Source organism: Rhodococcus sp. T2V (genome assembly GCF_029269925.1).
Taxonomy (GTDB): Bacteria; Actinomycetota; Actinomycetes; order Mycobacteriales; family Mycobacteriaceae; genus Rhodococcus_F; species Rhodococcus_F koreensis.
Genome location: NZ_JARJBD010000403.1, coordinates 1 through 474, shown reverse-complemented (window position 1 = coordinate 474; position 474 = coordinate 1). Strand labels below are relative to the sequence as shown.

The following is a 474-nucleotide window of genomic DNA, read 5'->3' as shown; positions in this document are numbered from 1 at the left end:
GGACTGCCGGTTCAGGTCGACGATCCACACGATCTCGCCGAGTTCGGCGACCGAGGTGTCGAGGATCGCCTCCCACACCGCGCCCTCGTCCAGTTCCGCGTCACCGACGAGTGAGTACTGCCGACCGGTTCCGGCGCCGCCGATGGCGGTGTCGACGTAGCGGCGGGCGATCGCACCCCAGATCGGGGCCGTCGCACCGATCCCGACCGAGCCGGTCGAATAGTCCACCGGATCCGGGTCTTTCGCCCGGCTGGGGTAGGACTGCAGGCCACCGAACTCCCGCAGCGTCGTCAGATATCGCTCGTCCAACTCCCCCAGCAGGTAGTTGATGCCGTGCAGCACCGGCGAGGCGTGTGGCTTCACCGACACCCGGTCCCCCGGCCGCAACTGCTCGAACCACAGCGACGTCATGATCGACACCATCGACGCACACGACGCCTGATGCCCACCCACCTTCAACCCCGTCGGATTCGG

Annotated in this window: 1 pseudogene; it reads right to left on the bottom strand. The window is 67.5% G+C overall.

What is annotated here, in order from left to right:
- Positions 1-474: pseudogene (locus tag P3H15_RS54585) on the bottom strand (pyruvate dehydrogenase); the annotation flags it as partial.